We start from the raw sequence: 22,068 nt of genomic DNA on the forward strand, positions 1-22,068 counted from the left end.
GACACTCAAGTCGCTGTGTGGGAACGACAGTATTTTGGGGAGGGTCGATCACTTGTGGGTGTGGGTGGCCGGCAGTGAGAATGCCCGTTCCGGTTTCGTTCGGGCCATATCCGGGCAGGACATGGGGGACGAACCGCATTTGTGAAACGAGTTCGGTCCTATGAAACGATCAAGGCAGAATGACGCGCCAGTCCAAAATACTTCTGTGGGGGCAGACCGGTGGACGGTTGCCTCAGTGCCCGAGCGGGGCCAGCCGTGGAAAATACTCGAGTGGTGGAAAATTCTCAAGTCCCGTGGCACCGCAGCCACGGCCATCGGCACAGTGGTGCTTGTCCTTGCGACATTCTTCAACGCGGTCCTGCTGGCGCCGGCAGCCCAGGCGGCAAGCCTCGTCACTGTGACCCTTACTTTTGATGACGCCCACGTGGATCAGATGGCAGCCGCTGCCTACATGAACTCGAAGGGCCTTCACGGAACATTCTTCACTCCGTCAGGCTTCCTGAACTCTGACTCCCTGCACATGACGACTGCTCAGGCACTCGCGCTTCAGGCAGCGGGTAACGAGATCGGGGGGCACACGGTGACCCACCCCGACCTCGCCCAGGCTGACGCGGGTGAGGTTACCCGTCAGGTTTGCGATGACCGCACAAACCTGACGAACATGGGGTTGCGCGTAACGAACTTTGCGTACCCCTATGCCTCGTCCACCCCGGCCATAGAGACGATTGTCCAAAGTTGCGGCTACAACAGCGCCCGTGGATTGGGTGACATTGCGAGCCAGATCCCCGCATCGGCCGGCATGCCGCTCTCTGAAACCATGCCGCCAGCCGACCCATATCTGACGAAGGCACCGGACCAGATCGACAGCACGTGGACACTTCAGAACCTGAAGGACCTGACCCTCAAAGCCGAGCCCGGCGGCGGCTGGATGCAATACACCTTCCACCACATCAACATCGCGAACAATCCGCTCAACGTGAGCACCGCAAACTTCAATGCCCTCATTGACTTCCTGGTGGCCGAGCAGGCCGCAGGCCGGATCATTGTCAAGACCGTCGACCAAGTGATCGGCGGCACTGTCAAGACCAACCCGGCCGGGCCGCCGCCGCCGGCGCCCATCACCTCCGGAAATCTTCTCCGCAATCCCGGTTTTGAGACCGCCGGCCCCGTCGCCGGAGGGGCGCCTTCGTGCTGGGTTCCGGGAGGCTACGGCAACAACACCTACACCTACAGCACGGTAACCGGGGCCCACACCGGGACTGCCGCCGAACAACTGGTCATGACCACCTACCTGGACGGTGATGCCAAAATATTGCCACCGCTTGATACGGGCCAATGCACCCCGACCGTGACGCCGGGCAAGAGATACACGATGTCGGCCTGGTACAACTCGACGGCGAATACCCAATTCGAGCTCTACTACAGGCTGGGTCAGGGCAACTGGCAGTATTGGACGTCGAGTCCGCTCTATCCTGCCTCCGCGGCCTACACCCAGGTCACCTATACCTCTCCACCGGTGCCTGCCGGCGCCACCGCCATGACCATGGCACTGACCCTTACCAGCCTGGGAACACTGGTTACCGACGACTACAGCCTGACGGAAGCAGTATTGCCGCCCGGCGCGTTCGAGCCGTTGACCCCGATGCGCTTGCTCGACACGAGGACCAGCAGCGGCCCGGTGGCTCCCGACGGGACCGTCTCATTCCAGGTCGCTGGAGTGAACGGCATACCGGCAAGCATCGCCGCGGTGACGTTCAACCTGACGGTCGCGAACTCAACCTCATTCGGGTTCGTCACGGCCTACGCCTCCGGCACCGTGAGACCTAACGCATCGAACCTGAATTATGACACGGGACAAATTATCCCGAATAGCGTCACGGTTCCGGTCGGGGCCGACGGAAAGGTCACGCTGTACAACCGGTCCAGCGGCACGGCACAACTGATAGCAGACGTTTCCGGGTACTACGTCGCAGGAACAGCGGCCGCCGCGGGCGCATTCCAGCCGATCGCGCCAACCAGGTTCCTTGATACCAGGAACACCCCAACGCCCGTGGCTCCGAACGGCACCGTTTCGGTCCAGGTTGGGGGAGTGGGCGGAGTCCCGGCAAACGTGTCGGCCGTGACCTTCAACCTGACGGTCGCGAACTCGACGTCATTCGGGTTTGTTGCCGCCTATGCCTCGGGAACCCTGAGGCCAAATGCATCCAACCTGAACTACGCCACCGGGCAAATCGTCCCGAACAGGGTGACGGTCCCGGTCGGAGCAGACGGAAAGGTCATACTGTACAACCAGTCCAGTGGCACTGCGCAATTGATCGTCGACGTCTCGGGATATTACCTGTCGGGCGTAGCAACGCTCCCGGGTACGTTCGAGCCGATCGCCCCAACGAGGTTCCTTGATACAAGGAACACCACGGCGGTGGCAGGGGACGGAACAATCTCCTTCCAGGTGGGTGGCGTGGGCGGAGTCCCAGCTACTGCCGCTGCGACGATTTTCAACCTTACGGTGGCCAACTCGACGTCCTTCGGTTTTGTCACGGCCTATCCCTCCGGGGCGGCACTCCCGAACGCGTCGAATCTGAACTACGCCACCGGCCAGATTGTCCCCAACAGCGTCACCATTCCAATTGGACCGGATGGCAAGGTCAATCTGTACAACCGCTCCGGCGGCACCGCCCAACTCATTGCGGATGTCTCGGGTTACTTCCTCTAACCACGGCGCACGAACAAACCGTCTCACTGAAAACACCCCGGTCTTCGGACCGGGGTGTTTTTCTTTGACGTTGTGCTTCTTTGCCTCGGATCGTGATCCCGCCGATGATTCGACGTTCCATTCCCGGGTGATCTTAATGGTTCGGACTTCGGGCCGCGGGCTCGTCATCCGAGTTCTCGACGTTGTCCGTTGACCTTCCAGGTTCCCCGTTGCGATGTTTGGCAGTGCTCTTGCGATCAACCAGCCTCAGTCGCCGGTGTCCAAAGACCATCACAACGGCTACCACTGCGGCTCCGATGAGGACCATCACGACCCAAATCCATTGTTGCCCGTCCACGTTCGCCCCAATCTCAGCCCGTCGGCTGCGTCCCGCTTTGTACTACGAAAGGCCGTTGCCCTGCCTGCCTAGGCCGGAAGGCGGGCCCGCTGAGGAGTCAGTCTTTCTCCTGATGGTTTGCGTAGGCGATGCACCGACCCCGGTTTTTGAACTGTGGGTAGTCCACTCAGCAAGCCCCCTTGCCTTATTGGCTGCGACCCCTCGCCGGTCTGAGCCCAGTCGTTGCAATCCGCCCATCTGTTGTCGCATGGACGCTGACCGACACCGTAGGACTGCGGGCGGTTGCCGTCTTGAGTGGTCCCTACTTGTTTTCGGGGATTCGTACGCGACCGCTGTTGCGGTCCGTCGAGTGTGGTTGTTAACCAGTTCAAAGAAGGTAACGACGGCGGCACTCACCGTGTCGGCGTGCAGTGGCAGAGTTCACCCACGGCGTAGGACGGAACGGACTAACCGAAGCAGCGTATTCGTTGATATAGACACCACCGGTTACAGGAGGTGCACGATGAGTACGTTGCCGGAACAAGTTTTTCCCGAGGACATCCCTGACGCCCCGTCAGATGACGAAGCCTTGGACGCCTACTCGCGGACAGTGATGCACGTCGCAGAGACGGTCACGCCGCATGTTGCAGCTTTGGAGATGAGCAGCGCCCGCAGGAACGGCCAAGTCAGGATTGGAAGCGGATCGGCTGTCGTGTTCACGGGGGACGGCTACATGCTGACCAACGCCCACGTGGTCTCGGGTCTCCGCTCCGGGCGGGCAATCTTCGCTGACGGAACCCACACCGACGTCGAACTCGTCGGTGCGGATCCTTTGTCTGATCTCGCCATTGTCCGCGGGCGCCACACGCCGCCGCCGGCCATCCTGGGCAACGCGGAGTCGCTGCACGTAGGCCAATTGGTGATCGCCGTGGGCAACCCGCTGGGGCTGGCAGGATCAGTGACCGCAGGCGTCGTCAGCGGGCTCGGGCGCTCCATCCCGGTCAGGTCCGGACGGCACAGCAGGGTCATCGAGGACGTCATCCAGACCGACGCTGCGTTGAATCCAGGCAATTCCGGGGGAGCCCTGGCCGACACCAAAGGGCGGATTGTGGGAATCAACACCGCCGTGGCCGGTTTGGGCCTCGGACTCGCAGTGCCCATCAACACCACCACCCAGCGGATCATCGCCGCCCTGTTGAAGGACGGCCGGGTCCGCCGGGCATACCTTGGCTTGGTGAGCACCCCTATTCCGTTGGACGCGAGTGCGGTGATCCGGACAGGCCAGAAGGAAGCGCTGCGGGTGGTGGAAGTCATCGCCGAATCTCCCGCGGAGCGGGCAGGACTGCTCGCGGGCGACCTTGTGCTCAGTGCTCAGTCGCGGGCCGTATCCAGTGCCGAGAGCCTTCAAAAACTCTTGTTTTCGCAGGCCATCGGGGAGCCGTTCTTCCTGACGGTCCTCCGGGACGGAAAAATCCACGCAATTGTGGCAGTTCCCAGTGAAATGACTGACGCGGATTCATGAGGAGCCGCGGACCTGATGGAGCCAGTCCGCGAAAAAGCCGGAGCCAAGCTGGCTCCGGCTTTTTTGCTACTTCTTCCGCATCCTCAAATGGGCCACCGGATCCACTGCGGCGTCGGATTCGTGCTTGGCACGCTTCACTGCCCGTTTCTCCTTGATGGACTTGATGCTCTTCTTCGTCTCGTGCTGGTGAGGCGCTTTGTCAGGCATGTCATGCTCCCTAACTACGGATCTTCCCTGCAGATCCTGCAAAGAGGGTCCTGAAAGGCCCTCTCCTTGTAAGCTACGCCTGTTTCACCCGAAATCAACCGACAGCCGGACGGCCTAGTGGCCAGCCTTCAGAGCCGGGACGTCCACGACGCCCACGAACCGGGAGCCGATTCCTTCGTACTCGCTGCGGACTTCGCCGGGCAGGATTCCGGGAACCTCGCTGTTCCGGTGGTGGCCACAGAAGACGTAGGTGAACTCCGGCCACCATTTCTTGGGACGCGCGGCCTCTGTGTAGCCGCACACGACGCAGCTCAAGTGGACCCAGACAGGGCGCTTGCCGGTGCGGTTGGCGCGGGATTGGACGAGCCACTGGGGCGGATTGTCTTGCAGCTCGTTCAGTTCGGCTTGTGAAAGCCTGGAGGGGATGCCGTGGCGTTGGGCCATTTCCATCGAAATATCAAGGGCCAGTGCGGCGTCACGTCTGCTAATCACCATTCAACGATACGGGACTTTCGCCGCGGCAGGATCGGGCAGGAATCCGGACGGGAGCTGACAAGCAGGCGTAGGCTGTGCTCATGACCGACGCAGCGGCCCTGCTGCCAAGCACCCCGCTTCAAAAGCGGGTCCTTGTTGTGGCTATTGTGGCTTCCTTCATCGCCATTTTGGATGGCTTCGTGGTGAACCTCGCGCTCCCGGCGATTGGCCGCGAGCTGGGTGGTGGGCTTGTCATCCAGCAATGGGTGGTGGATGCCTACTTGTTGACCTTGGGCGCGCTGATCCTGGTCGCGGGATCCCTGTCCGACCACTTCGGCCGTGCACGCATCCTGGAATGGGGACTCGCCGGCTTCACCATCACCTCCGTCACCTGCGGCCTCGCCTGGAACGGCGAGGTGCTGGTGGTATCGCGCGCCCTCCAGGGGATCGCCGGTGCCCTGCTTGTCCCGAGTTCGCTTGCCATGATCGTCACGTTCTTTTCCGGTCCCGCGCAGTCCAAGGCAATCGGCCAATGGTCCGGTTGGACCAGCGCGGCCGCCATCGTCGCGCCGCTGATCGGCGGCGCATCGGTCGATCTGCTGTCCTGGCGCGTCATCTTCTTCATCAATGTGATTCCGGCCGTCGCCGTCTGGCCGATCCTCGCCGGGCTGCGGAAGTCCGATGCCGCCACGGACACGAGCAAGAAGATCGACTACCTCGGCGCGTTCCTTGCCATGGTGGGACTCGGTGGCCCTGTCTACGCCTTCATCGAACAAGGGCGCATGGGCTGGGGCAACATGGTGGTCTGGATGCCGCTCGCCCTCGGAGCCGTCGGCCTGGTCCTCTTCCTGGTCCACGAAGCCAGGACCCCTGAACCGATGCTGCCCCTGAGGCTCTTCGGCATCCGAAATTTCGGCTGGGGAAACATTGCCACGCTCGCCATTTACGGCGCCCTGTCATTGGGCTTCTTCGCCGTGGGCATCTACTTGCAGCAGGTGGGAGGGATGAAGGCCACCACGGCGGGCATCGCGTTGCTCCCCGCGACGGTCCTCCTGATGCTCACGGCCTCATTCTTCGGCGGGCTGGCCGGCAAATACGGTCCGCGGTGGTTCATGACGGCCGGACCATTCATTTGCGGAATCGGTTTCCTCATGACCTTGGCCGTCCAGGAGCCCTTGAACTACTGGACGCAAGTGCTGCCCGGGCAGATCGTCTTCGGGATCGGCCTGAGCACCTTGGTGGCGCCCCTCACCGCGGCCATCCTCGGCGCGGTACCCACGGAAGAGGCAGGGATCGGTTCCGCAGTGAACAACGCTGTTGCCCGTATCGCAGGCCTGATCTGCATCGCGTTTGCCGGGCTCATCATCGGCCCGGTCTTCAGCCGCCAAGGCCTCATGAACGCCGTCGTGGTCACGGCCGTGCTGTTCTTCCTCGGGGCGGTGGCATCCGCCGTCGGGATCCGGAACCCGGTGCTGGGCGCTGCTGTAGTGGACTCTCCCGAAGGTCAAGCGCCCGACGACGGCGGGACGGCTGCCCAGCGCGCCTGAACAGCGCCTTCCACAACACGGCTTCGTTAGTGTTCCGCGAGGACGCAGCCGTCGTGTTCGACGTCGGTGGCCACCCAGAGCGCCGAGGCGACCTCATCCGCGAGATCATAGTCGCGGCTGCCCGGACCCTTTCCGATCCGGACCACCAGGGCACCACCGAACGGCTTGCGGCCAATCACCTGGATGGTGGCGTCGAGGTCGATTTCCTCTACGGACAGGTACCGCAGCAACTCCGGGTTTTCGTCGCTGATCCGCGTGATCTTGCCGGAATGGCCGTCGTCGAGCTCGATCATGCGGTGCGCATGCGGCAGGCTCACCGAACCGTCCGCGGCAGGGATGGGGTCCCCATGGGGATCGCGTCCGGGGTTGCCCAGCTTGGTGGCCATGCGATCGATGAAGGTGTCCGAAACGGCGTGTTCGAGCATCTCGGCCTCGTCATGGACTTCGTCCCAGCTGTAGCCCAACTCCCTCACGAGGTAGGTCTCGATCAGGCGGTGGCGGCGGACCATGCCCAGGGCAAGCTGCATTCCCCGGGGGGTCAAGGAAATGGCGCTGTAGGGCTGGTGGTCCACCAGCCCTTGGTCCTTGAGCTTGCGGACCATCTCCGAGACGGAGGAATTGGCGACGCCGAGCCGTTGCGCGAGCTGTGAGGACGTGATGGGTTTGTCCTGCCACTCCGTGAAGGAGTAGATGACCTTGACGTAGTCCTCGATCGAGGAGGAGGGCGCACCGGTCTTCACGGTTCCAAGCCTATCGTGAACCGGCCGCATTAGGCTTTCCGCGCCCGCCAGCTCTGCGTGAGATAGGGCAAGGGGATGACCTCGCCCTCGGCATGGCCCAGATGCTCGAAAAGGTACCACTCGAGATTGCCCGTCACCTTGGCCCGGGTGGTCTCATTCGCCCTCAGGTAGTAACTGCGCGACTTCACGAGTTCGAGGATGTCCGCCGGAGTCACGGGATCCTCCCAACGCGTCGCATGGCTTTCGAGGCCGGCGAACTCCCGGCCCACCACAGGCCGGAAGTCCGGTTTGTGGACATCGCCGGCATGCATGATGCGAGACAAACGATGGACCCAGGGCACCGACGTGTCCAGCTGGTTCCAGATCAAGCCGATCACCCCCTGGGGCCGAAGGATCCGGGCGATCTCGGTGCTGGCGGCGAGGGGATCGCACCAGTGCCAGGCCTGCGCAACGCTGACGACGTCGAATGCTGAGTCCGCCAGTCCAGTTGCCTCGGCCGTGCCCTCCAGGGCGATCACTTGTGGATACGTTTTGCGCAGTTGCGTGAGCATGTCCGTGGAGGGGTCCACTGCGGACACCGCCAGCCCGCGCTCGACGAGGAGCGATGTGAACTTTCCGGTGCCCGCGCCGATGTCTGCCGCGTCCCGCGCGCCTTCCGGCAGCAGCCAGTCAGCTGAATCCGCGGGGTATCCGGGCCGGACACGGTCATAGTGCTCTCCGCCGTCCTGGAAACTCTGACCGAGTTCAAGGCGCCGTTCCTCATAGAGCTTGGGGCCGGCTGACGTGCCTTTGGGTCGCGGGGCCACGCGGAAACTCCTTCGTAGGACAGGAAAAAATACCCTACGAATCTACCGCAATCAGTCGGTGCTGCACGGAGCTGCGCCCGCGGTCCCGGGAGTGTTGGGAGCCCATTCCGGGTAGCTGCGGTGATCGTTCGCGGGCACCCAACGGCCGGCGTCCACCACGTAGTCCCAACCGAGGCCATTGCTCTTGAGCGCCTGGATGCCCGCGATGAGCCGGGTGGCGTCTTCCAAACGCGACCCTACGCCGAAACTGGCCCGGAGGGATCCGGAGGGAAGGCCGAGGCGCTTGAGCAGCGGGTGGGCGCAGAAGCGCCCGTCGCGCAGGCCAATGCCGTGCTCGGCCGCGAGATAGGCCGCCACAAGTCCGGCGTCGTAGCCCTGGAGCGAGAAGTTCACGACGCCGATGGTGTCCTCGGGATCCGTGTCGCTGAAGATCTGGTGCACGGTCACGCCGTCGATTTCCTTGAGGCCTTCGACCAGGTGTGAGCGGATGGCGGCCTCGTGGGCGTGCCATTCGTCGTGGTCGAGGCTGGCGATGACTTGTGTGGCCCGGGCGAGGGTGGCCGCACCGAGAACGTTCGGCGAGCCGCCTTCGTGCCTGGCCGGTCCAGTGGCCCAGCTGACGGAATCGAGGCGTGCCTCCCGGACGGCGCCGCCTCCTGCCAGATGCGGCGTGCCGGCGTCGAGCCAGTCGGGACGGCCCACCAGGACACCCGCGCCGAACGGTGCATAAAGCTTGTGCCCCGAGAAAACCAAGTAGTCGACATCCGCGGCGGCGATGTTGATGCGGCGATGCGGGGCAAGTTGCGCCGCGTCCACCACAATCCGCGCCCCGAATTCGTGGGCCAAGGCAGCTAGTTCCTTGATGGGCAGGATTTCGCCGGTCACATTCGACGCGCCGGTGACAGCCAGGAGGCTGACGCCACCATGGGAGAGGGCTGTGCGGACATTGGCTACGGTCTCCGACAAGGTTTCCGCGGCAACAATGCTTCGGTGGGGGACGCCTTGCCACGGCAGCAGGTTTGCGTGGTGCTCGATGTCCAGGTAAAGGACTTCGTCGTTGTGCTTGCCGTCTGTGACCGGCAGGCAGCCGGCCAGGAGATTGAGGGAATCGGTGGTGTTGCGCGTGAAAATGACGGAATCGTCCGGCCGTCCGCCAACAAAGTCACGGACGATGTTGCGGGCGTTTTCGTAGACGGAGGTGCTGATTTGGGAGGCGTAGCCTGCGCCGCGGTGCACACTCGCGTAGTACGGCAGGATCTCGTTGAGGTACGCGGAAACAACCGTCAGGGCAGGTGCGGATGCGCCGTAGTCAAGGTTGGCGTAGCGGATGTGGCCGCCCTGGATCAGGGGTGCCTGCAACTCCGCGCCGGTGACCGCGGCCAGCGGGCGGGATGCCCGAGGCAGCTGCTGTGCGGTTTCGTGGTGCTGCGAAAGAGCCGTAGAAGTAATTGTGGCTGTGCTCATGGGACCTCACTCAAGAGGGACCCCTGCGTGCAGGGGGTCCGCGCTTGCCGCATCCGTTCCGGACCGGCCGGGTCGTCACCCGGGGCACCCCGCCGCGATGGAGGGTTGCCGGCCAGCAAACCGGGGTTTCGCGCTGGCACTCGTGACCTGTAAAGAGAGTAGGACACCGGCGAGGCGGGTTCCAATGTGACCGCGATTGTTAAGCGGTTTGTTACACCGCCCGAAAAATGTGCCTTCAGCCGAAGAAAAAGCAGCGGACGCCCCCAAAAGGGGGCGTCCGCCGTCGTTTATTCAGTGAACAGGAGGGGACTACAGAAGGTCGTCGAGTTCGGGGTTGAGCCTCTTGAGGACCTCGGAATGGAGGATCGAGTTAGTGGCGACGGCGTTTCCGCCGAAGGGGCCGTCCGCGCCATCCAGGGATGTGAAGCGTCCGCCGGCCTCGGTGACGATCGGCACTAGGGCGGCCATGTCGTAGACCTGGAGTTCCGGTTCGGCGGCGATGTCCACGGCGCCCTCGGCAACGAGGCAGTAGGACCAGAAATCGCCGTACGCACGGCTGCGCCAGACATCGTTCTCGAGGCCCAGGAAGTTGTCCAGCTTCCCGTGCTGCTTCCACTCGGAAAGCTCGGAGTAGGAAAGCGAGGCGTCTTCGAGCCGGGACACGTTGGAAACTTTCAACCGGGTGGCTGCGGCCAGCGACCGGCCCATGTAGGCGCCGGAGCCCTTGGCCGCCCACCAACGCTTGCCGAGCGCCGGAGCGCTCACGAGCCCCACTACTACTTCGCCCTCGTCCACGAGGGCGATGAGCGTAGCCCAGACGGGTACGCCGCGCACGAAGTTCTTGGTCCCATCGATGGGATCGATGATCCAACGCCTCGAGCCGTGGCCCGTGCTGCCGAATTCTTCGCCGAGGACGGCGTCGCGGGGGCGGGAGCGGGAGAGCTGCCCGCGTATTGCTTCCTCGGCGGCTTTGTCGGCATCGGTGACTGGGCTCAGGTCGGGTTTGGTCTCCACCTGGAGGTCCAGCGCCTTGAACCGCTCCATTGTCAGGGAATCGACGGAATCGGCCAGCACATGGGCTAGCCGCAGGTCGTCGTTGTAGCTCGAATCGGGTTGGGTCATGGTTCCAAACTACCGTCTATTCCCCGGTGAGCCGGGGAGGTAGGACGGCATGCGCTGAGTTAGTTGACCGTACCCAGTTCCTTGGCCTCTTGGGCTTCCATACGCGGGTCCGCACCAAGGAGCCTGCGGAGCGATGCGAGGCGGGCGGGGCCGGCCTCGCCCGCGTGGCCTTCGGCGACCCAGGAATCCAGCCCGCATCGAACGGCGGAGGCATCGTGCTTGCAACCCCGCTCGCACCTTTCCGTCCCCGGTTCCAGGTCCGGGAAGGCGTGCAGGATGCGGTCCGGGTTCACGTGGGCGAGGCCGAAAGAACGGATGCCGGGCGTATCGATGATCCAGCTTCCGCCAGGGGCGTCGCTGAGCTTCAGTGCGAGGGCAGAGGACGAGGTGTGGCGTCCGCGCCCCGTCACGGCGTTGACCCCGCCTGTGGCGCGCTCGGCCCCGGTGAGGGCGTTCACCATAGTGGACTTCCCGACGCCGGAATGGCCCAGGAGGACGGTGACCTTGCCGTCGAGGTAGTCCCGCAACTGGCCGACGGCGTCACTGTCGAGGCGGGCGGACAGGCCGTCGTCGGAGCGGGCGTCGATTCCGGAGGCGCCGGCGTCGGCCGTCCGGCTGATGATGATCGGGAAACCGAGGCTCACATAGTTGGCGAGTAGTTCCGTCGGATCTTTGACATCTGCTTTGGTGACGAGCAGCAGCGGCTCGATTCCGGCGTCGTACGCTGCCACCAAGGCGCGGTCGATGAATCCGGTGCGTGGTTCCGGATTGGCTGCCGCAACCACCACCACGAGCTGGTCGGCGTTGGCGACGACGGCCCGCTCGATCGGATCCGTGTCATCGGCACTTCGCCGCAGGAGTGTCTTTCGCTCCTCGACGCGCACGAGGCGGGCGAGGGTGTCCGGTGCTCCGGACACATCGCCGACGAGCGCTACGAAGTCTCCGGGAACCACAGGGGAGCGACGGAGCTCCCGGGCGCGGGCCGCGATGACGATGCGCTCGTTGTCCGAGCTTTCGCCCACGATCGCGGTGTAGCGCCCGCGGTCGACTGTGATGATACGCCCGATCACGGCGTCGTCGTGGCTGGGGCGGTCCTTCGTACGGGGTCGTGTGCCCTTCTTGTTGGGGCGGATCCGGACATCGGACTCATCCCAGGAGCGTGCGTCGCGAGCCATCGTCAGTTGCTTGTCTCCATTGAAACGGTGTCCGCGGCAGCTGCGCCGGCAGTGAGCATCGACGCCCAGATGTGCGGGAATTCCGGCATGGTCTTTGACGTCGTTGCGATGTCTTCAACCTGGACACCCTCGACGGCGAGCCCCAGGATGGCGCCCGCAGTAGCCATGCGGTGGTCGGCGTAGCTGTGCACGACGCCGGCGTGCAGCGCTGCGGGCCGGATCACCAGGCCGTCGCTGGTTTCCTCGGCGTCGCCGCCGAGCCGGTTGATCTCGGCGACCAGCGCCGCCAGCCTGTCCGTTTCGTGTCCCCGCAAATGCGCGATGCCGGTGAGCCGGGAAGGACCGGTTGCCAGGGCGCACAATGCCGCTACGGTAGGAGCGAGTTCGCTGGTTTCGTCGAAGTCCGCTCCCAGGATTTCCGGTCCGCCGGTGACCGTCAGTGTGCCGTTGTCCAGCGTGACGGTTGCACCCATGGTGGCGAGGATGTCCCGCCAAAGGTCCCCGACTTGCGTGGTGTTGGCCGGCCAGTTGGGGATGCGGATGGTTCCCTTCGTGGCCAACGCCGCGGCGAGGAAAGGACCCGCGTTGGAAAGGTCCTGCTCGATCCTCTCGTCGAACGCCTGGATGGTGCCGGGGGCGACCCGCCAATGGTTCGGCACGGAGTCATCCACCTGCACTCCGACGCCGCGCAGGACCGAGACGGTCATGTTGATGTGGTCGAGGCTCGGCACGGGCTTGCCGACATGCTCGAGGTGAAGGCCCTCATCGAACCGGGCGCCGACCAGCAACAGGGCGGAGACGAACTGCGACGAAGCGCTCGCGTCGATCACCAAGTGGCCGCCGCGGACAGAGCCTGTGCCGGAAACCTTGAACGGGAGGGAGTTCGCTGTATGCCCGTCGAGGCCGCTGACTTCCACTCCGAGTGTCCGGAGGGCTTCGATGATGGTGCCCATGGGACGAAGCCGCGCGTGGGGGTCGCCGTCGAACACCGAAGCGCCGTTGCGGAGGGCCGCGAGCGGCGGCACAAAGCGCATGACCGTGCCGGCCAGGCCACAGTCGATGGCGGTCTCCGACGCCGTGGCCGCGGGATCGATGGGGGTGACTTCAAGGTCCGGGCCGTAGTGTCCATCGCCGGGAACTTCGGTGATGGTGGCGCCAAGCTGGCGCAAGGCCTCGACCATCAAGGCGGAATCCCGCGAATGCAAGGGTGCCCGCAGCCTGCTTGGGCCGTTGGCCAAGGCCGCCAGGACCAGATAACGGTTGGTCAGCGACTTCGAGCCGGGAACCGTGACCGTGGCATCCACAGGGTGGCTGGCGAAGGGTGCCGGCCACAGGGGGAGTGCGGGCGCCGTGGCGCTTCCTGAATCGTCGGTCTGCGTGGCGGGGATTCCTGGCATGCTTCCTTATGCTCCAACTGCGTTGTCTACGGCCTTGCGGACGGCCCGGTCTGTCTTCTTGAACTGTTTGCCCGTGGCCTTCTTGGCGTCCATGGCGAGGTGTTCGGCACGCCATGCGAGGCTTGGTTTGCCCGCGGTGTCGACGGCGGCGAGGAAAACGCCACCCGTCAGCGAAATGTTCTTGAGCAACTGGGCGCGGCGGGCGAGCCGGCCTTCCTTGGTGCTGATGTCGGCAGAACGCCACTCGACAAAAGTGTTCAGGACCGAGATGCCGGCAAGCACGCTTGCCGAGAACCGGGAGCATTTGCCGAGTGCCAGCAAGGCGCCGGCGCCCACTTGCGCACCGCCGATGACCCTCGCCAGCGTCTTCTCGTCCGCCGGGAAAGGCAGTGACTCGGAAGCGCGGCGGAGCAGCGGAGAGAGCTGCTTGGCAGTGTCATCCGCGTTCTTGAGCTTGTCCAGCCCTGCGACGACAAAACTGGAAGCCAACATTGGCCTGGCGAGAAAACGGACGAGGGACATGTTTTGCCTCCTGGATGGCGTGCCACGGTGTTCAGGTGGTGCTGCGTTCAAGTGGTGCGGTGTTCACGGGGTGCAGTCGGATCTAGTCTTGCATCTTTGCGGAATATTTGCCCGGAGCTTGCCGTTGTCAGAAGAAGGTGCGGCATGGGCTGGACCTTGGATTGTGGCGTGTGTGTGGTGCCGCGCTTTGTCATGTCGTTTGAGTGGAGATGGTTTTTTGGCCTTGGTTAAGGACCGCGAGGGACACTTGGCGCTTGGGCGGGAGCTGCCAGGGGACTCCCGGAGGGTGACAGTAGACTTGGATGCAATGAGCACCATGGATCCGGCCGCAGCGGCCATGTACAAGGCAGCGACCGAAGTCACGGACGCAACGTCCGACGGCGACGCGACGGTTGAGTCCGACGTCGAGATTGCGGTGGACTTCGCAACGGAGACCCCCGAACAACGGAGGGCGCGCTTCGAACGCGACGCGATGCAGTATGTCGACCAGCTTTATTCGGCCGCCATGCGCATGGCCAGGAATCCGTCCGACGCCGAGGACCTGGTCCAGGAGGCCTACACCAAGGCCTTCTCCGCCTTCCACCAGTACAAGCCGGGTACCAACCTCAAGGCGTGGCTGTACCGCATCCTGACCAATACGTACATCAACCTCTACCGGAAGCGGCAGCGCGAACCGTTGCAGTCGAATTCGGACACCATCGAAGACTGGCAGCTGGCGCGGGCGGAGTCCCATACGTCGGCGGGGCTGCGTTCTGCGGAGGCGGAGGCACTGGACCATTTGCCGGACTCGGACGTGAAGAGCGCCCTGCAGTCCATTCCGGAGGAATTCCGGCTCGCGGTGTACTTCGCTGACGTCGAAGGCTTCGCCTACAAGGAAATATCAGACATCATGAATACCCCGATCGGCACGGTCATGTCCCGGCTTCATCGCGGCAGGAAAATGTTGCGCGATCTGTTGGCGGACTACGCCGCAGAACGGGGAATCAGCGCCGGCGCGGAAGAAAAGGCCTTGGCCGTGGGCGCGGCCACAAGCAAAAAACAGGAGAAAAGGAAATGAGCTGCCAAGGATTGGGCGACTGCGACGATGCTCGGATGCAGCGTATCTACGAGTACCTCGATGGTGCGTTGACCCGCGAGGACATCGCAGAGATCAAGGTGCATCTGGAAGACTGCCCGGAGTGCACCGAGCAATACGACCTTGAGTGCGTCATTCGCACCGTCGTCAAGCGCTCCTGTACGGAAGCGGCTCCTGAGAATCTCAAGAACTCGATCCTGGACAGGATCCACGCTATGAAGTCCGTGGACGTCTAACAGCCTCAAACGGCAAGGGCCCCGGAAACCTGATGGTTTCCGGGGCCCTCCGCATTAAGTCTTACGCTAAGCCGCTGGCTTAGGTGTTGGGACGCTTGCCGTGGTTTGCGCCGCCGCGCTTACGGTCACGACGCTTACGTGCACGCTTGCTCATAGCTGGCCTCCTTAGATTCTTGATACTCAATAAAGCTGCCCTCCAGTCTCCCACATCACGGGGCCGCCCCGCGAACCGTGCCGGCCAACCGCGGAGGGAATCGGGGCACTCAGCCGCGCAGGGAATTCCGGATGGAGATCCTGGCCTGGTCCAGGACAGTGCGCACGGTCTCAAGGGCGACCGGAGTCAGGGCCTTGGAGCCGGCGTGCTGTCGCAGCTCCACCCGGATGTCATCACGGAAGGACTGGACCATCATTTCGGCTTCCTTCAGGATGCGGTGTCCCTCCGGAGAGTAGCTTCCGGCCCACGACTGGAAGTCCGCGGACTTCGCATTGGCTCGCGCGGCTTCGGCAGTCGCCGCCAGGTCTGCACGCAAGCCGCGCATGTTGCTGCGGATGTCGTCTCGGAGATTGTCGGCCAAGCGCCGCACGGAGGCGGAGATGTTGTCCTCGACGTCGGCCAGTTCCTGCCGTCGGCTGTTGAGTTCGGCCAGTCCGGCCGCGGTGATGGAGTAGTTGGTCCGGCGCCCGTCGCTGCTGGTGGCTACGAGTCCTTCTTCCTCGAGTTTGCCAAGGCGCGGATAGATGGTTCCGGCACTGGGCGAGTAGGTCCCGCCGAAGCGTTCGCCGAGGGCCTTGATGAGCTCGTATCCGTGCTTGGGGCCTGATTCCAGGAGCGCCAGCAGGTAAAGCCGGAGGGCTCCGTGGGCAAAGACGGGCGGCATCAGGCTTCCTCTTCTCCGGGTGCTGAGTGCGTTGTTCCGGGGGCTGGCGCACTGCCATGGATGATGGAGGTCTTTCCGGACACGGAATTGGTGCGTGCCACCATGAGCCGCTCGTCAGGGCCAACGATGGTCTGGACCCTTCCGCCTGACTGGGCATAGAGCTGGTCATCGATCATCACGGTGCCACTTGCCGTCTTGGCCACGATGTCCACGCCCACGTCATGCGGAAGGCGGACAGTGACGTCCCCTGAAATGGAGTTGGCTCCGAAATCCTGGGTGTAGCCGTGAAGGTCGAAGCTGAGGTCGCCGCTGACAGTATTGGCCCGGATGTTCTTGAAACGGCCCGAAGCCGTGACTTCGCCCGAGACGCTCTTGGCGGTCATGACGCCGTCGTGGTTTCGGGCGATGACTTCGCCGCTCACGGTGTTGACGTGAAGCTCGCCCCGCGTGCCGTCCGCGAGGACTGACCCGGACACTGTGTTGAGGCGGATATGGCCGGTGACTCCCGACACCATGCCGTCGCCGCCCACGGTTCCTGCTTCGACGTCGACGCCGGCTGGCAGTGCGATGCTAATGACGATCGTGTTGGTGCTGGTGTTGTTGACGGTCCCCATCAGGTTGCGGAACCAGCCCTGGGGGCCGTGCAACTGGTGGCGGACCTCGAGCCGGCCGTCAATGAGGCTGACGCTCAGTGGATCGCCGTCGATCTCCGAGACTTCGATCCTGGTGATCGCCTCGTCGTGCGTGACGACGTCGAAGCGACCCTTGACGATCCCCAGCTTGAGTGAGCGGACGCCGTCGACGTCGATGGTCTGCGGACCGGTAACGGTCCAGTTCTCTTCTGACATGGCCCCTCCATTGCTGCGCTACCATTGTCGCGATATATCGCGTTGATGAATTCACGATATATCGCGATATCGCGCTTGGCAATGGGTCCTGACTGCGGGAGGGGTGCCTCGGGCCCTGGCTATTCCGGCTGGGCGATCCTCAACCACTGGAACCAGCCGCGGTGCAACACGAGCCAGGCCATGAGCCCGTAGCCCGCTTGGCCCGGGGTGCCGCCATTCGCAGCGAGGTCGGTGCGCCACTGTTCGTGGTTGAGCAACGGCGAGAACGTGTCGACGTAGTGGTGGTTGCGGCGGGTGGTGACGTCCGCAAATGCGGCATTGAGTTCCGCGATCCGGCGGTTCTTGGCCGGGTCCAGCGTGGGTGGTGGACCGACGACGAATACTTCGATGTTGCTTTGGGACGCCCCGTCGAGGATATTGGCAAGATTGAGGCGGCTGCGTGCCGTAGAGACACCGAATTCGATGTCGCGGCCGGACAAACCGATCACGAGGCGGTTTTCGTGGACGTTGCTGAAGCGTCTCCCGGCTTCGTCGAGCCAGCGCGCCGCAAGGCCCTCCGTGCCCTCCATGGGGCAGGGAAGCGAGTAGCTCTCCACGGGAACGGAGTCCTGGGGAGTCCGCGCAAGAACCCTTCCGAGCCAGCCCAAGGCCCCGGGGTCACCGAGCCCGGCGAGTAGTTCATCACCAACAGCTGCGATGCGCAGCTTCCTGTCTTCCACGGTTACCTCTTCACCAAACGTTGCGGTCCTTGCACTGTGCCCGGCCGGGCGGCTGGATCACCGGGCACTTGTTCCATTAAACAGAACCGCCCGGCTGGAAGCGGGTATTGAACCTCCAGCCGGGCGGCCTTCTCTTTTGAGGGTTACTTGCGTTCGAATGCCTGCTTGAGCAACGTGGCCTGTTCAGCGCTGTGGCGCTTCATCGAACCGGCTGCCGTAGAGGCCGATGCCGGACGCGAAACGAGCCGGACCTTGCGGTCCAGTGCCTGCGGCAGGTTCAAGCCGATGAACGGCCACGGACCCTGGTTGGCGGGTTCGTCCTGCGCCCAGACGATGTCGGCGTTCGGGTACTTGGCCAGTTCCGCCTCGAGCTGGGCCTGGGGCAGCGGGTACAGCTGCTCCAGGCGGATGATCGCAGTCGACGTGTCGCCGGTCTTCTGCCGGTTCGCCAGAAGATCGTAGTACAGGCGGCCGGAAACCAGGATCACGCGGTCAACGCTCTGTGCCTGAAGGGGCTCGTGTTCGCCGATGACCGGCTTGAAGCCGCCCGTGGTGAAGTCCTCCACCGCTGAAGCCGCACCCTTGAGGCGCAAAAGCTGCTTCGGAGTGAAGATGATAAGCGGCTTGCGCGGACGGCTGTAAGCCTGCCGGCGCAACAAGTGGAAGTGCGAGGCGGCCGTGGTGGGGTTCGCCACGATCATGTTGTCCTCGGCACAAAGCTGCAGGAAGCGCTCGATGCGTGCGGACGAGTGGTCCGGTCCCTGGCCTTCGTACCCGTGGGGCAGCATGAGCACGAGCGAGGAACGCTGGCCCCACTTCTGCTCGGCCGAGGAGATGAATTCGTCGATGATGGTCTGTGCACCGTTGACGAAGTCACCGAACTGGGCCTCCCACAGCACCAAGGCGTCCGGGCGTTCCACGGAGTAGCCGTACTCGAAGCCCATGGCCGCGTATTCGGACAACAAGGAGTCGTAGATCCACAGCTTGGCCTGATCGTCGCTCAGGTTGCCCAGCGGCATCCACTCGCTGCCGTTGGCGCGGTCGTGGAAAACAGCGTGACGCTGAACGAACGTGCCGCGGCGGGAGTCCTGGCCGGCGAGGCGGACGGGGACGCCCTCCATGACGAGCGAACCAAAGGCCGCGATCTCGCCGAAGCCCCAGTCGATGCCGCCTTCGCGGGACATCTGCTCACGCTTCTCCAGGAGCTGCTTGAGCTTGGAGTGGACCGTGAAGCCTTCCGGAATATCGAGGTGCGCCTGGCCGATCCGCTGCAGCATTTCGGCTGAAATGGCGGTGGTGGCCGGCGCGTTGGTGCCGAAGTCCGCCTGCTGGGCGATGGGACGCTCGATGTCCGACACCGCGGCGGAATCCGCCGTGATGATCGGGATAGGCGAAGTCTGTGCAGCATGTGTCTCCGCGAAGACGCGCTCAAGGCGTTCCTGGTAGTCGCGCAGCAACTGTTCGGCTTCGTCCTCGGTGATGTCGCCACGTCCGATGAGGGATTCCGTGTAGAGCTTGCGGACGGAGCGCTTGGCTTCGATGAGATTGTACATGAGCGGCTGCGTCATCGAGGGGTCGTCGCCCTCGTTGTGTCCACGGCGGCGGTAGCACACCATGTCCACAATGACGTCCTTGTGGAAGCGCTGGCGGAACTCGTAGGCCAACTGCGCGATGCGCACCACGGCCTCGGGGTCGTCGCCGTTCACATGGAAGACCGGAGCCTGGATCATCTTGGCCACGTCGGTGGAGTACGTCGAAGAGCGCGACGACGACGGTGCGGTGGTGAAGCCGACCTGGTTGTTCACGATGATGTGGATGGTTCCACCGGTGCGGTAACCGCGCAGCTGGGACAAGTTGAGCGTTTCCGCCACAACGCCCTGGCCGGCAAACGCGGCGTCGCCGTGGACCATGATGGGCAGCACGGGGAACGCCTCGCCTTGGTCCAGCCGGTCCTGCTTGGCCCGGACAATGCCTTCAAGCACGGAGTCAACCGCTTCGAGGTGGGACGGGTTGGCGGCGAGGTAGACCTTGGTCTCATTGCCGTTGTCCGATGTGAACGTGCCCTCGGTGCCGAGGTGGTACTTGACGTCGCCCGAGCCCTGCACCGAGCGGGGGTCCTGGGTGCCTTCGAACTCGCGGAACACCTGGGCGTACGTCTTGCCCGCGATGTTGGTGAGCACGTTGAGGCGGCCACGGTGGGCCATGCCGATCGCGACTTCGTCGAGTCCGTCGTCGGCGGCGTCGGAAATGATGGTGTCCAGCAGCGGAATCAGGGATTCCCCGCCTTCGAGGGAGAATCGCTTCTGGCCCACGAACTTGGTCTGCAGGAAGGTTTCGAAGGCCTCTGCTGCGTTGAGCTTGGATACGATGCGCAGTTGCTCTTCGCGGCTCGGCTTGGAGTACGGGTGCTCCACCTGGTCCTGGAACCACTTGCGTTCTTCGGGCTCCTGGATGTGCATGTACTCAATGCCCGTAGTGCGGCAGTAGGCGTCGCGGAGGACGCCCAGGATGTCGCGGAACTTGAGCATCGGCTTGCCGCCGAATCCGCCGGTGGGCCACTCGCGGTCCAGGTCCCACAGGGTGAGGCCATAGGTCAGCACGTCGAGGTCCGGGTGCTTGCGCTGGACGTATTCGAGGGGGTTCGTATCTGCCATGAGGTGGCCGCGGACCCGGTAGGAGTGGATCAACTGCTGGATCCGGGCAACCTTGTTGATTTCGTCAGCGGGGTCGACCTGGAGGTCGGGGCTCCAACGGACGGGCTCGTAGGGAATGCGCAGCGCTTCGAAGATCTCGTCGTAGAAGTTCTGGGCACCGAGGAGGAGCTGGTGGACGAGCTTGAGGAACTCGCCGCTTCCGGCACCCTGGATGACACGGTGGTCGTACGTGGACGTCAGCGTGAGGATCTTGCTGATGGCGTTCTGGGCGATGATCTTCTCGCTCGCGCCTTGCCACTCGGCCGGGTAGTCGAGGGCTCCGACGCCGATGATGGCGGCCTGGCCCTTCGAGAGCCGGGGCACGGAGTGCACGGTGCCGATGCCGCCCGGGTTTGTCAGGGACACGGTGGTGCCCGCGTGGTCGTCCGCCGTGAGCTTGCCGTTGCGCGCGCGCTTGATGAGGTCTTCGTAGGTGTGCCAGAACTCCGCGAAGTTCATCGTTTCGGCCTTCTTGATGTTGGGAACCATCAGGAGGCGCGTGCCATCGGGCTTGGGCATGTCAATGGCGATGCCGAAGTTGACGTGCGCGGGCTGCACGGCAACGGGCTTGCCATCCACTTCGTCGTAGTACACGTTCATCGACGGGAACTGGGACAGTGCGCGGACCACTGCGTAGCCGATGAGGTGGGTGAAGGAAACCTTGCCGCCACGGGCACGGGCAAGGTTGGAATTGATGACAACGCGGTTGTCGATCAGGAGTTTGGCAGGAACGGCCCTGACGCTCGTGGCGGTAGGAACCTCAAGGCTCATGACCATGTTGGACGCAATGGCCTTGGCCGGACCACGGAGGACGGAGACGACGTCCTCTTCCGGCGGGGTGGGAGCTTTGGTGCTCTTGGGAAGCTGTGCCGGGATCGGCTGGGACTGGCTGCCGTCGGATGGCTTCTGCGCGCCGTCCTTGGCGACAGTGGCCGGTGCCTTCTTGACCGGTGCCGCGGGAGCAGCCGGAGCAGGTGCGGGGGCGGCAGGGGGAGCTGCCGGGGCAACCACGGGCGCGACCGGCGTCATTGCCGTTGCGGCGGCCTGTGCCACGACAGGAATTTCGCGAGTGGGAGGGTTGGCAGGGGCTGCTGATGTTCCGTTGGAAGAAGTGCCGTCAGCGGTATCGAAGGACTCGAAAAGCGGCCACCACTTGGCGTCGACCGAATTCTTGTCCTGTTGGTACCGCTCGTACAGTTCGTCAACGAGCCACTCGTTTCCGCCAAATTCCTCGGGTAGACGGTGGCTTGGCTGCTCTGGCACTTGAAATACGCCTCTTCCATGAGTGTTGATTTCCAGCTGGCCCGGGGACTGCAGGGGGGTGCAAGGCGAGCCAGGGTCCGGGTCCCGCGAACTCAGACCCTAGCCAGTCTAGTGACGAGCGGCGGCTATCTGCCAATAGTGGTGACCTAAATCATGCTGAAGGCGGGATGGCCCGGCTTTTGCGTCCGCAGGGGGGTCTTCTTTCCCGGGATTTTCTGGTCGTTTGCTGCGTCGCAGAGCCCGGCTTAGGCCGGTGAAGTCGCGTGAAGCCGCGTCTCGGCCGGACTGTAGACTTGAATTCTTATGGACAGTAATTCTAGGTGCCGGCCTGGGAGCTGCAGGGGAAGCCGT

19 protein-coding genes and 1 riboswitch are annotated in these 22,068 nt (G+C 63.7%); of the genes, 5 read left to right on the forward strand and 14 right to left on the reverse strand.

Annotation, left to right across the window (positions count from 1 at the left end; all coding sequences use genetic code 11):
• The first annotated feature begins 205 nt into the window (after positions 1–205).
• Together AC3WJU_RS00155 and AC3WJU_RS00160 are read left to right on the forward strand one after the other, a co-directional pair.
• The gene (locus tag AC3WJU_RS00155) at positions 206–2,713 is read left to right on the forward strand and encodes a polysaccharide deacetylase family protein (RefSeq protein ID WP_492258864.1); all 2,508 of its coding nucleotides are present in this window, start codon (positions 206–208) and stop codon (positions 2,711–2,713) included.
• Between the two features lie 839 nt (positions 2,714–3,552).
• Positions 3,553–4,551: a S1C family serine protease gene (locus tag AC3WJU_RS00160; protein WP_492258865.1), complete on the forward strand. Its 999-nt coding sequence runs from the start codon at positions 3,553–3,555 to the stop codon at positions 4,549–4,551.
• Between the two features lie 66 nt (positions 4,552–4,617).
• On the opposite strand, the gene AC3WJU_RS00165 is transcribed toward AC3WJU_RS00160, so the two are convergent.
• Together AC3WJU_RS00165 and AC3WJU_RS00170 are read right to left on the reverse strand one after the other, a co-directional pair.
• Positions 4,618–4,758, reverse strand: coding sequence for a hypothetical protein (locus AC3WJU_RS00165; RefSeq protein WP_172465476.1), 141 nt, complete (start codon positions 4,756–4,758; stop codon positions 4,618–4,620).
• A 114-nt stretch (positions 4,759–4,872) separates the two neighbouring features.
• Positions 4,873–5,253 carry a hypothetical protein gene (locus tag AC3WJU_RS00170; RefSeq protein WP_492258866.1) on the reverse strand — a complete coding sequence of 127 codons (381 nt, stop codon included), beginning with the start codon at positions 5,251–5,253 and terminating at the stop codon, positions 4,873–4,875.
• Between the two features lie 74 nt (positions 5,254–5,327).
• Here AC3WJU_RS00170 and AC3WJU_RS00175 point away from each other — a divergent pair, with 74 nt between their 5' ends.
• Positions 5,328–6,779: an MFS transporter gene (locus AC3WJU_RS00175; protein ID WP_492258867.1), complete on the forward strand. Its 1,452-nt coding sequence runs from the start codon at positions 5,328–5,330 to the stop codon at positions 6,777–6,779.
• Positions 6,780–6,805: 26 nt separating this feature from the next.
• Here AC3WJU_RS00175 and AC3WJU_RS00180 read toward each other — a convergent pair whose 3' ends face one another.
• The 7 genes from AC3WJU_RS00180 to AC3WJU_RS00210 all read right to left on the reverse strand — a co-directional run bounded on the left by AC3WJU_RS00180 (position 6,806) and on the right by AC3WJU_RS00210 (position 14,005).
• Entirely contained in the window at positions 6,806–7,519 is a 714-nt protein-coding gene (locus AC3WJU_RS00180) for a metal-dependent transcriptional regulator (protein ID WP_492258868.1), read from the reverse strand.
• A 29-nt stretch (positions 7,520–7,548) separates the two neighbouring features.
• A complete protein-coding gene (locus AC3WJU_RS00185; RefSeq protein WP_492258869.1) occupies positions 7,549–8,325 on the reverse strand; it encodes a class I SAM-dependent methyltransferase in 777 nt (258 codons plus the stop codon).
• 51 nt (positions 8,326–8,376) lie between these two features.
• Positions 8,377–9,789, reverse strand: a complete 1,413-nt coding sequence (locus AC3WJU_RS00190) for an aminotransferase class V-fold PLP-dependent enzyme (protein WP_492258870.1) — start codon at positions 9,787–9,789, stop codon at positions 8,377–8,379.
• A 35-nt stretch (positions 9,790–9,824) separates the two neighbouring features.
• A riboswitch (SAM riboswitch) is annotated at positions 9,825–9,937 on the reverse strand.
• Positions 9,938–10,098: 161 nt separating this feature from the next.
• Positions 10,099–10,911, reverse strand: a complete 813-nt coding sequence (hisN, locus tag AC3WJU_RS00195; RefSeq protein ID WP_078108436.1) for a histidinol-phosphatase — start codon at positions 10,909–10,911, stop codon at positions 10,099–10,101.
• A 59-nt stretch (positions 10,912–10,970) separates the two neighbouring features.
• On the reverse strand, positions 10,971–12,086 hold the full coding sequence (gene rsgA / locus AC3WJU_RS00200; protein ID WP_284988440.1) for a ribosome small subunit-dependent GTPase A: 1,116 nt from the start codon (positions 12,084–12,086) through the stop codon (positions 10,971–10,973).
• A gap of 2 nt (positions 12,087–12,088) precedes the next feature.
• Positions 12,089–13,483, reverse strand: a complete 1,395-nt coding sequence (aroA, locus tag AC3WJU_RS00205; protein ID WP_492258871.1) for a 3-phosphoshikimate 1-carboxyvinyltransferase — start codon at positions 13,481–13,483, stop codon at positions 12,089–12,091.
• A 6-nt stretch (positions 13,484–13,489) separates the two neighbouring features.
• Complete coding sequence (locus AC3WJU_RS00210; protein ID WP_059387593.1) at positions 13,490–14,005, reverse strand: DoxX family protein; 516 nt, start codon at positions 14,003–14,005, stop codon at positions 13,490–13,492.
• Between the two features lie 217 nt (positions 14,006–14,222).
• On the opposite strand from AC3WJU_RS00210, the gene AC3WJU_RS00215 reads away from it, so the two are divergent.
• Together AC3WJU_RS00215 and rsrA are read left to right on the forward strand one after the other, a co-directional pair.
• On the forward strand, positions 14,223–15,062 hold the full coding sequence (locus tag AC3WJU_RS00215) for a sigma-70 family RNA polymerase sigma factor (RefSeq protein WP_059387594.1): 840 nt from the start codon (positions 14,223–14,225) through the stop codon (positions 15,060–15,062).
• Positions 15,059–15,316 carry a mycothiol system anti-sigma-R factor gene (rsrA, locus tag AC3WJU_RS00220; protein WP_028264789.1) on the forward strand — a complete coding sequence of 86 codons (258 nt, stop codon included), beginning with the start codon at positions 15,059–15,061 and terminating at the stop codon, positions 15,314–15,316. Before AC3WJU_RS00215 ends, rsrA begins: the two co-directional genes overlap by 4 nt.
• A 79-nt stretch (positions 15,317–15,395) precedes the next feature.
• Here rsrA and AC3WJU_RS00225 read toward each other — a convergent pair whose 3' ends face one another.
• The 5 genes from AC3WJU_RS00225 to AC3WJU_RS00245 all read right to left on the reverse strand — a co-directional run bounded on the left by AC3WJU_RS00225 (position 15,396) and on the right by AC3WJU_RS00245 (position 21,717).
• Positions 15,396–15,470, reverse strand: a complete 75-nt coding sequence (locus AC3WJU_RS00225) for a 50S ribosomal protein bL37 (protein ID WP_369299106.1) — start codon at positions 15,468–15,470, stop codon at positions 15,396–15,398.
• Positions 15,471–15,579: 109 nt separating this feature from the next.
• Positions 15,580–16,194 (reverse strand): PadR family transcriptional regulator, encoded by a 615-nt coding sequence (locus tag AC3WJU_RS00230; protein ID WP_059387595.1) that lies wholly within the window; start codon positions 16,192–16,194, stop codon positions 15,580–15,582.
• The gene (locus AC3WJU_RS00235) at positions 16,194–17,042 is read right to left on the reverse strand and encodes a DUF4097 family beta strand repeat-containing protein (RefSeq protein ID WP_492258872.1); all 849 of its coding nucleotides are present in this window, start codon (positions 17,040–17,042) and stop codon (positions 16,194–16,196) included. Before AC3WJU_RS00235 ends, AC3WJU_RS00230 begins: the two co-directional genes overlap by 1 nt.
• A 119-nt stretch (positions 17,043–17,161) precedes the next feature.
• Entirely contained in the window at positions 17,162–17,761 is a 600-nt protein-coding gene (locus AC3WJU_RS00240; RefSeq protein WP_492258873.1) for a GDSL-type esterase/lipase family protein, read from the reverse strand.
• 143 nt (positions 17,762–17,904) lie between these two features.
• Entirely contained in the window at positions 17,905–21,717 is a 3,813-nt protein-coding gene (locus tag AC3WJU_RS00245) for a multifunctional oxoglutarate decarboxylase/oxoglutarate dehydrogenase thiamine pyrophosphate-binding subunit/dihydrolipoyllysine-residue succinyltransferase subunit (RefSeq protein WP_492258874.1), read from the reverse strand.
• Positions 21,718–22,068 lie beyond the last annotated feature (351 nt).

It is taken from the genome of Arthrobacter sp. FW306-1B-F12A (assembly GCF_058781865.1).

What these genes read in the sequence shown, in the direction of transcription:
- AC3WJU_RS00160 (WP_492258865.1), top strand. Translation starts at nt 3,553, where the DNA reads ATGAGTACGTTGCCGGAACAAGTTTTTCCCGAGGACATCCCTGACGCC.
- AC3WJU_RS00165 (WP_172465476.1), bottom strand. Translation starts at nt 4,758, where the DNA reads ATGCCTGACAAAGCGCCTCACCAGCACGAGACGAAGAAGAGCATCAAG.
- AC3WJU_RS00170 (WP_492258866.1), bottom strand. Translation starts at nt 5,253, where the DNA reads ATGGTGATTAGCAGACGTGACGCCGCACTGGCCCTTGATATTTCGATG.
- AC3WJU_RS00190 (WP_492258870.1), bottom strand. Translation starts at nt 9,789, where the DNA reads ATGAGCACAGCCACAATTACTTCTACGGCTCTTTCGCAGCACCACGAA.
- hisN (WP_078108436.1), bottom strand. Translation starts at nt 10,911, where the DNA reads ATGACCCAACCCGATTCGAGCTACAACGACGACCTGCGGCTAGCCCAT.
- rsgA (WP_284988440.1), bottom strand. Translation starts at nt 12,086, where the DNA reads ATGGCTCGCGACGCACGCTCCTGGGATGAGTCCGATGTCCGGATCCGC.
- aroA (WP_492258871.1), bottom strand. Translation starts at nt 13,483, where the DNA reads ATGCCAGGAATCCCCGCCACGCAGACCGACGATTCAGGAAGCGCCACG.
- AC3WJU_RS00210 (WP_059387593.1), bottom strand. Translation starts at nt 14,005, where the DNA reads ATGTCCCTCGTCCGTTTTCTCGCCAGGCCAATGTTGGCTTCCAGTTTT.
- rsrA (WP_028264789.1), top strand. Translation starts at nt 15,059, where the DNA reads ATGAGCTGCCAAGGATTGGGCGACTGCGACGATGCTCGGATGCAGCGT.
- AC3WJU_RS00230 (WP_059387595.1), bottom strand. Translation starts at nt 16,194, where the DNA reads ATGCCGCCCGTCTTTGCCCACGGAGCCCTCCGGCTTTACCTGCTGGCG.
- AC3WJU_RS00235 (WP_492258872.1), bottom strand. Translation starts at nt 17,042, where the DNA reads ATGTCAGAAGAGAACTGGACCGTTACCGGTCCGCAGACCATCGACGTC.